This window comes from Streptomyces sp. NPDC059853 (genome assembly GCF_042731495.1).
In the GTDB taxonomy this organism is placed as follows: domain Bacteria; phylum Actinomycetota; class Actinomycetes; order Streptomycetales; family Streptomycetaceae; genus Streptomyces.
In genome coordinates, this window is record NZ_JBHWJL010000222.1 from 1 (window position 1) to 8,933 (window position 8,933).

Here is an 8,933-nt window from a genome sequence, read left to right on the forward strand (position 1 = left end):
GAAGAGCACGGTCTCCCGGCCGTACGCCCCCGAGGAGCGGCGTGCGCCGTCGATGACGGCCCGCACCTCCTTCACCCCCGCGGTGATCGCCGAAAGCTCCACGAACCGCTTCTGGGTGGCCTGGCTGACCACATACGCGAGGGTGGTCTTCCCGATGCCGGGCGGGGTGAGCGGGGTCAGGGGGGCGAGGAGGAGGGCGGCGGTGAGCGCGAGGAGGGCGGTGGCCCGCCGCCTGGCCGCCGCCGCGGTGCCGCGGCGCGTCCGGTGGGTGCTGGTCATCCCGGACCCCCTCACACCGTGAGGTTCAGCAGGGTGGTGTAGACCTGCCAGACCGCCAGCACCAGGGGCACCACGGACACCAGGACCACGGTTTCCAGCAGGTCGAGGCCGCGCAGCAGCCGGGGGTTGACCCGGACCCGTCCGGCAGCCACCGCGACGCCGCCCGCCACCAGGGCGGTGACCAGGGCCACGGGCAGGGCGACGCCCAGCAGGGCCAGGGTGCCGCCGGCCCGGCCGAGGACGAGGGCGGCGGCACCGCCCAGAAGCGTCAGCAGGGCGGTGACCAGCGGGACGGCCGCCTGGCGGGTCTCCTTGAACAGCCGGGACCGCAGCATCATCAGCAGGACGAGCACCGCGCCGAGGAGCGTCGGGTACACCCCGCCGGAGGCGAACAGCACCAGCGCGCCGGCCCCGGCCACCAGGTGGCTGCCCAGCAGCATGCCGAGCAGCAGCCGGCGGGCCTGTTCGATCCGGGCGCGCAGCCGTTCGTGCTCCAGATGGCTGGGGAGCGCTTCCAGGTCCTCGGCCGAGGCGGCCACGTACGGGGCGGGGACGCGGGCGAACCGCAGGGCGAGGGTGGGCCACACGGTGGTCAGCGCGAGGGCCAGCGGTGCGGCGACGGCCGCGCCCCGGGCGGGCTCCGCGTCCCACAGGACGGCGGCGAGCGGGGCGACGGCGCCCAGCGGGCCCGCCGTGACCAGGGCGGTGAAGGTGCTCTCGCCGCCGCCGACCAGCAGCGGCCCCACGGCGCCGATGACCGCGAGCGTGGCGCAGCCCAGCAGCACATGGCCGGGGCCCAGGCCGCCGAGGCCGGGCTCGGTGCCCAGCAGCCGGACGGCGCCGAGGACGGCGAGCGGGGCGGCCAGGGCGGCGGCGAAGGTACCCGCCTCCCGGTCGGCGAAGGCCCGGGACATCAGCACCCCGACGGCCAGCGCGAGCAGCGCCGTGGCCAGCCCGAGCCAGCCCGGCAGCCGGCCGGGGGCGGCGGCCAGCGTGCCGCAGCCGGCGAGGGCGGCGACGACGGCCAGTCCTGCGGCGGTGCGGCGGGTGGCGGCCGGTGGCCACGGGCCGCGTACCCCGTGGTCGCCGATGACCTCCACCACGTCGTCGTACAGCGGCGGGGTGGTGTCGTCGTGGCCGTGCCCGAGGAACAGCAGGTCGCCCTCGCGCACGCCCTGCGCGGTGAGCGAGTCGGCGGCGTCCAGGGCGCTGCCGTCGTCCCGGCGCAGGATCCAGCCGCCGTGCCGCACCCCGCCGTCGGCTTCCGGCTCCTCACCGGCGTGCCGCAGCAGGGTGGGCAGCAGCCGGGCGAGCGGGACCCCGGCGGGGACCGCGAGGTCGGCGCGGCCGGCCGGGCCGGCCAGTCCGATGCGGACGAACTCGGTGGTACGGGCGGCGGTGGCCGGTGCCCGCGGCGGCGCGGTCGCCGGGCGCGGGGTGGTGGGGGCGCTCATGGCTGCTTCCGGGGGGTGGTGTCGTCGGTGGCCGGGGCGAGGGGCGAGGGGGTGTGGATCAGCTGGACGGGGGTGTTGCCGAGCCGGCGGTGCAGCAGCAGGCCGCGGCCCTTCTTGCGCTGGGCGGGCCGCACGCCCCAGATGGGCATCTCGTCCTTGGGGACGCTCATCAGCACGGCGGGGAAGTTGAGTTCCTTCATGCGGCCGAGGACCTGGTCGCCGACGGCGCGGGAGGCGCCGCCCGCCTGCCGGGTGATGTACAGGTGGAGCCCCATCTGCCGGGCCTGGGGCAGGTAGTCGGCCAGGGAGCGCAGCGGGTTGCCCCGGGAGGTGGCGACCAGGTCGTAGTCGTCGACGAGGACGTAGATCTCGGCGCCCTTCCACCAGGAGCGGTCGCGCAGCTGCTCGGGGGTGACGTCGGTGCCGGGAATCCGCTTCCTGAGTCCCTCGGCGACGCCGCCCATGACCTCCATGGAGCGTTCGTGCGTGGTGGAGTAGCCGAGCAGGTGCGGTCCGTCGAACTCCCGCAGCAGCGACATCCGGTGGTCCAGGATGATCAGCCGGGCCTCGTCGGGGGTGCGGGTGGTCACGATCTGCCGGGCGATGGCGCGCAGCAGGGAGGTCTTGCCGGACTCGGTGTCGCCCACGGCGATCAGTCCGGGGTCCTCGCCGGGGGTGAAGACCACCGGTTCCAGGCGGTTGCCCTCCAGCGCCACGGTGACCCCGGGGCGGTCGGGGGCGGGTGCCTCCTCCAGGGTGAAGGAGGTGGGCAGCAGCCGGACGCGGCGGGCGCGTTCGCCCTGCCACGCGCTGTCGATCCGGCGGACGAGGTCGGCGACACCGTCCGGGATGCCCTCGTCGGAGTGGACGCCGTCCACGCGCGGCACGGCGGTGAGGAAGTGCAGTTTGTCGGCGGTGATGCCGCGCCCGGGGCGGCCGGCGGGGATGCCGCGCTGTGCCTTGCGGTCGACCTCGGAGTCCAGGGCGTCGCCGAGCTTCAGCTCCACCTTGGTGCCGATCAGGTCGCGCAGGCCCATGCGCATGTCCAGCCAGCGGTTGCCGGTGATGACGAGGTGGATGCCGTAGGTGAGCATGCGGGCCGCGGCGCCCATCAGCGCGGCCTCCAGGTCGGGGTAGCTCTGCCGCAGCACCTGCCAGCCGTCGACGACCAGGAAGACATCGCCGAACGGGTCGTCGGTGACGGTGCCCTGGGCACGGGCCCGCCGGTAGTCGGCCATGGACTCCACACCCAGGTCCCGGAAGCGGCTCTCGCGGCTCTCCATGACCTCCAGCACCTCGGCGACGGTGCGGTTCACGGTCTCCGCGTCCAGCCGGGAGGCCACGCCGCCGGTGTGCGGCAGCTTCCCGAACGGGAACAGGGTGCCGCTGAAGTCCAGGCAGTAGAACTGCGCTTCGGCGGGTGTGTGGCGCAGGGCGAGCGAGGCGATGATGTTGCGGACGGCGGTCGACTTGCCGCTGTGCGGGCCGCCGACGACGGCGACGTGGCCGCCCGCCCCGGCCAGGTTCAGCTCCAGCGGGTCGCGGCGCTGGTGGAAGGGCCGGTCCACGATGCCGATGAGCGCGGTGAGTTCGGGGCGCCGGGGCGAACTGCCGAAGCCGCGCCCGGGGCGTACCGCGAGGTCGCCGTGCAGGGCGTCCAGGGGTTCCGGCTGGTCCAGCGGCGGCATCCACACCTGGTGGGCACGCGGGCCCTGGCCGGTCATCTGCTCGACCATGACGCCGAGCACGGTGCTGCCCAGTTCCTCGCTCTCCGCGAACTCGTCCGCCTCCCGCTCCGGTTCCGGCTCGGCGGGCCGCTCGTCGGCGGGGACCGGGACGTACCCGGCCGGGAACGCCCGGACCCCGGCCGTGCCGCCGAGGGCGGGGCCGCCGCCCTGCTCCTCGCTGCGGTAGGGGCCGGAGACGTAGGCGGCGCGGAAGCGCTTGAGGGTGGCGGTGTCGGTCTTGAGATAGCCGTGGCCGGGGGCGCTGGGCAGGTGGTTGGCGTCGGGTACGCCGATGGCGGTGCGGCTCTCGGACTCGGAGAAGGTGCGCAGCCCCACGCGGTAGGACAGATGGGCCTCCAGGCCGCGCAGTCTCCCCTCCTCCAGCCGCTGGGACGCCAGCAGCAGATGCAGACCGAGGGAGCGGCCGAGCCGGCCGATCTGGACGAACAGCTCGGCGAAGTCGGGCTTCTGGGCCAGCAGTTCGGAGAACTCGTCCACCACCACGAACAGGCTGGGGAGCGGCGGCAGATCGGCGCCGCGCTGCCGGGCCCGCTCGTAGTCGCGCACGGAGACGAGGTTGCCCGCGTCCCGCAGCACCTCCTGGCGGCGGTTCATCTCACCGGAGAGCGCTTCCCTCATGCGGTCGACCAGGCTGAGGTCGTCCTCCAGGTTGGTGATGACGGCGGCGACGTGCGGCAGTTCGGCCATGCCGGCGAAGGTGGCGCCGCCCTTGAAGTCGACCAGCACGAGGTTGAGCTGTTCCGGGGAGTGGGTGGCGGCCATGCCGAGGACGACGGTGCGCAGCAGCTCCGACTTGCCGGAGCCGGTGGCGCCGACGAGCAGCCCGTGCGGGCCCATGCCGTTCTGCGCCGACTCCTTGATGTCCAGGCTGAGGAGACCGCCGTCGGCGGAGACACCGATGGGCACCTGGAGCCGGTCGCGCATCGGGCGCGGGCGCCACAGGATGTCCAGGTCGAGCCGCCCGGGGTCGGGGATGTTGAGCAGGGCGGGCAGGGTGTTGACGGCGGTGTCCAGGTCCTGGCTGTCGGCGGCCCGGGTGGCCGTGTCCATCCGGTACGGGGCCAGTTGCCGGGCCAGGGCCTCGGCCTCGGCGACCGAGAGGCGGTCGGCGCTGCCGAGACCGTCGCGGGTCTCACCGGCGAGCACGGAGAGTTCGTCGCCGTCGATGTCCAGCCGTACCCCGTGCGCCTCGGCCAGCGGCAGGGCCCGGCCGTCCAGGTCCAGCAGGGTGACACCCTGCATGCCGTGCGGGTCGAGCAGCGCCTCGGCCCCCGTGGTCAGACCGCCGTCGAGCACGACGAGCAGTTGCGGGACGTCCGGGTCGGGCTCGGCCGTCCGGCTGAACCGGGTGCGGCGGGTCAGCTCGGCGCCCAGCCAGTCCTCCAGGACGGCGAGCGAGGGGTGCAGCATCCGCACCGGGCCGACGTGGTCGGCTTCCTCGGGGTGATGGGCGTGCGGCAGCCACTTGACCCAGCCCCACCGCTCGCCCTCGATGTCGGGGGTGCACACCACGACCCGCAGGTCCTTGGGCGAGTAGAAGGTGACGGCGTGCGCCAGCACGGCCCGCACCAGGGCGCGGGCCCGCTCCACGTCCTCGCTCCCGGACGCGGTGATGTGGACGGCCGCGAAGCGGCGCAGCGCCAGCTGGACCGGCAGGGCCGGTACCACCGAGTGGGTGTCGACAAAGCGCTTGAGCGCCACCGCCGAGAGGGGGTCCAGGTCCTCGACGGGCGCCGACTCGCCTGGCACCAGCGGGGTGGCCAGATAGCGGGGGCCGGTGCCGATCCGCACCACGCCGAAGTCCTGGTCGGCGGCGCGGCGTTCCCACAGCCGGCGGCCGGCGGCCACCCCCCACAGCGTGCCGGGCGCGGGGGCGTCCCACTCCAGGGCGGCGCGCTGCGCGTCGGCGGTGCGCCGTACGTCGGCGCGGGTGCGCTCCAGGTACCGCAGGTACTCGCGCCGCTCGTTGCGGGCCTGGCTCTTCCCGGCGCCGCGCTGCCGCACCACGGAGCCGATGACCATGGCGAGGCAGGAGACCAGGAACATGGTGCCGACGACGTACCCGATGGCGCCGCGGCCCATGGTCAGCATGTACAGGACCGACCCGAGCCCGCTGAGCGCGGGCAGCGCGGTCATCCAGACGTTGCCGTCCTCGGGTTTGGGCAACTCGGGCGGCGCCTGGAGCACCAGCTCCTGCTCGGGCACCTGCGGCCGCTCCTGGCGGGCCGGCCTGCGGATGACGACCAGGGGACCGGTGGCGGGGCGACCCCCGCTGTGACTCATCATGATCAGTCGTCTTCTGTGTTCCGCGTGAAGGGGTCGGCTCCGATGATGTCCCGGCGCGGATCGAGATAACTCGACCCGTCCCAGGCGTAATCACTGGCCCGGAGATCGTCCGCGCCCCCCGGACTCTCCACGCCTTCCTGCATTTCCACGGCTTTCAGATCCTCACCGAAACCGAGGCTCTCGTAGAGCGGAGCGGTCTCTCTGGCCGATGCGGTGTGCAGGTCGGGAATGCCCAGCCGCTCCATGTCCGCTCGCGCGCTGCCGTAGTCGGCGTCGGCCGCCGCCTGCACGAAGATGTGGCGCATGGGCGCTCCGGTGTTGAAGAGTTCCTCGTATTGCGTCTCGTTCAGATTGTTGTCGGCCATGGGGGTGGGGGGCGGAATGATCGCCTGCATGACGGTGTTTCCCATTCCCGTCCAGGTCGCGGCCGTGGCGAGCCCACCGGTGGCGAGGGCGCCCACCGCGGAGACCCCAACGGCCGTGCCCGTGCGCCACATGGCGTTGATATCGGCCGCCTGCTTGTCGTCCTCCTTGGTCTCCCTGTACTGATACATGATCTGTTCCCGCTCGTACACGCCGGTGAGGTTGCCCATGCGCTCCATCACATTGTCGATGGCGGTGCGGCTGCCGGATTCGAATGCCTTGAGGGATTCGTTGTATCCGTAGGCCTGCATTCCGGCGATGTGCGACATCTGGACGTCCTCGCTCGTGCGCGCCATGAACTGGTAGAACGCCTCGCGTTCTTCCACGGAGATGTTGAACCCCGGGATCTCCTCGCCGAAGATGTCCTGGACCCGGCCGTTCTCCTCCACCGCGACCAGGGAGTCGAGGTGGTAGATGCCGACATCCGAGATCGCGTCCTGGATGTCCACCGCCATGAGCATCGCCCGTTCGCCGTCCGGCTCGGACGCGGCCGCCATGATGACGTTTCGCGCGGCGTCGAGCTGTTCCTCGTTCGGCTCGCCGTCCCCGGGCATGGTGCCCGAGCGGATGAGGCTGGCGGCCCCCGTTCCGTCCACCCACTCGGCGTCCAGCAGCCGGTCCAGGTAGTCGTCGTCGTTGAGGAGCTGGGTGGAGACGCCGCTGTTCAGCGAGACCGTGTGCAGCAGGTCGCCACTGCCGGTGTTGGCGATCCACTCACCGGAGGAGTCCATCGGCAGGGTCTGGGCGAAGTCCCACCAGTCCATGGCGGCGTTGGACATCTTGAAGGCGAAGTCGTCGCCGGGCGGGACGGTGGCGTGCGCCATCGTCTCGCCGAAGCCGTTGAACGAGGTGAGGCCGTACCCCTCGGGGTCCTCGCGGGAGCCGGGTCCATGGGGCTCGAAGAACGGGACGATGGATGCCGGGATGTACGCCTCGTCGCCGCGGAACCGGGAGTTCTCCCCGAGAAGCTCCGGGTTCGTCACCATGTTGATGCCATTGGCGAGGGCGAGTTGCGCCCGGTAGAAGCCGGCGCCGAGTTCGGCCCGCTGCACGGCGCCCATCCCCGCGTCCGGCCCCGTCCCGTCGGCCGGCATGTGGCCGCTGAGCCGTTCGAAGACATCGGGGCTCAAGGTGTCGTAATACCTCTGGAGGTAGGCGTACTGCCAGTCCTCCAGTTCGTTCGGCGGGTCGATGGGGTTGTACGGATCGCCGTACACCGCCTCCGCGATCCGTGCCAGATTGCTGGTGTACCGGTCGAGTTTCTCGGGATCGGGGTCGTCCTTGTTCAGCTCGATCTCCAGCTGCTCCGCCTCGTACTCCGCGCGGCCCGGCGTGAACCAGAAGTCCAGCGGGCTCTCGACGGTGTTGTATCCGTGGTCCCCGAGTTCGGATTCCTTGCGGTAGAGCAGCGAGTAATAGTCCTCGATGCGCTCCGTGATGCCCTCGTGGACCGCCGTGGCGTAACTGGCGAGCATGCCGAGATGGACGTTTTTGATGTGGTCGCGCACGCCACCGACCGGAAAGGTTCCGTAGACCGACCGGAAGGTGCGCTCGTAGATCGTGTATTCCAGCTCAGCCCCGACACCGTAGTGGTGCCCGGCGAGCCAGGTGTCGAACGTGCTGTACTCGGAGTTGGCACCCGCCTCGTGGCGGTCCAGCTGCCAGTTGAGGCCCATCCCGCCGGTGATGGCCTCCTCGTTCCGTTCGAGGACCGTCTCCGCTTCCTCGGCCACGTCACCGAGAATCCGCGCGATCACTTCGAGGTTCTCGCCGCCCAGATTCTCGTGCGTCTGCACGAGGTGTTCCGCCGCGCTGTCGTAGACGGCGTTGCTTCCCCGGGTACCGGCGCGCTCTTCGAGGTCGGAGGCGTACGCGGCGACGGAGCCGGTCTCCTCGGCCACCTCCGATCCGTTGCGGAAGACGCTCGACAGCGTGAAGATCTCTTCCGCGTCGGTCTCGTTCTCGAAGTCGGTTCTCTCCTTCCAGGGGTCGCAGCCGGCCTCGTCGACGACCTCTTGGCGGGTGAAGCTGATGTGGGACATGCGCGACGGCCCCCGGACGGCTGTGTGTGATCAGTGGCGGGTCAGATGCTGTCCGCGATACCGCGGCTCACGTCGGTGGTGGTGACGGTCAGGAATGTGTGGGCGGCGGCGTCCGCTTCCTCCCCGTGCGAGGCCGCCGCGACAGCGCCCTCGCCGATGGCCGTGCGGTCCTCCGCGGCGCGCTGGGCCATCTCGCCGCGGTCACTCGCGGCGCTCGTCAGCGCGGCGCTGAACGTCGCCGCCCCGGCTCCGCCGAACTGGGAGGCGGAGGCGGTGACCGACTTCATGCGGCGGGAGAGGTCCTCGGCCCCGTCCGCGGCCTCATGGTGCACTCCCCCACTGGTGCGGAACTGTTCGGGCAGGTACTGCAGGCTGTCGTCGCTCATCGCTCTTCCTCTCGATCCGGTGTCCGGGGCGACCGCCCCGGTGGCCCCGCCCCCAGCGCGGGGCCACCGGGGTACCGGGGGCGTCAGTCCCCGAGGACGCCGGGCCGGGCGGGCCCGCCGGCCGCCCACACGGCCGGGTTCTCGGTCAGCCGGGTGGGGTTTCCGGTGTTCTTCTCCTCCTCCGGGCGCTGAACCCGGGCGGCCGGGGCGGCCGGCGGGGCCAGCCGGCGGGCCGCCTCGCCCGTGCCGGGGGAACGCCAGGTGGCGGCCGGCTCCCGGACCGCTCCCACCCCCGTACGAGCGGTCCCGGGGCCG

General features: G+C 72.5%; 5 protein-coding genes and 1 pseudogene. All 6 read right to left on the bottom strand.

The genetic code is table 11. The features are described from left to right. The coding region (locus tag ACFV5N_RS20435) for an AAA family ATPase (RefSeq protein WP_385601704.1) at window positions 1-279 on the bottom strand (279 nt) is incomplete at its 3' end. Between the two features lie 11 nt (window positions 280-290). Beyond that, entirely contained in the window at window positions 291-1,733 is a 1,443-nt protein-coding gene (gene eccD / locus ACFV5N_RS20440) for a type VII secretion integral membrane protein EccD (protein ID WP_385601706.1), read from the bottom strand. Further along, a complete protein-coding gene (gene eccCa, locus ACFV5N_RS20445) occupies window positions 1,730-5,767 on the bottom strand; it encodes a type VII secretion protein EccCa (protein WP_385601709.1) in 4,038 nt (1,345 codons plus the stop codon). The genes eccD and eccCa overlap by 4 nt, the downstream gene beginning before the upstream one ends. Before the next feature lie 2 nt (window positions 5,768-5,769). Further along, window positions 5,770-8,232, bottom strand: coding sequence for a hypothetical protein (locus ACFV5N_RS20450; protein WP_385601712.1), 2,463 nt, complete (start codon window positions 8,230-8,232; stop codon window positions 5,770-5,772). 41 nt (window positions 8,233-8,273) lie between these two features. Continuing rightward, complete coding sequence (locus ACFV5N_RS20455) at window positions 8,274-8,618, bottom strand: hypothetical protein (protein ID WP_385601715.1); 345 nt, start codon at window positions 8,616-8,618, stop codon at window positions 8,274-8,276. An 83-nt stretch (window positions 8,619-8,701) separates the two neighbouring features. Next, window positions 8,702-8,933: pseudogene (locus ACFV5N_RS20460) on the bottom strand (hypothetical protein); the annotation flags it as partial.

What these genes read in the sequence shown, in the direction of transcription:
- eccD (WP_385601706.1), bottom strand. Translation starts at nt 1,733, where the DNA reads ATGAGCGCCCCCACCACCCCGCGCCCGGCGACCGCGCCGCCGCGGGCA.
- ACFV5N_RS20450 (WP_385601712.1), bottom strand. Translation starts at nt 8,232, where the DNA reads ATGTCCCACATCAGCTTCACCCGCCAAGAGGTCGTCGACGAGGCCGGC.
- ACFV5N_RS20455 (WP_385601715.1), bottom strand. Translation starts at nt 8,618, where the DNA reads ATGAGCGACGACAGCCTGCAGTACCTGCCCGAACAGTTCCGCACCAGT.
- eccCa (WP_385601709.1), bottom strand. Translation starts at nt 5,767, where the DNA reads ATGATGAGTCACAGCGGGGGTCGCCCCGCCACCGGTCCCCTGGTCGTC.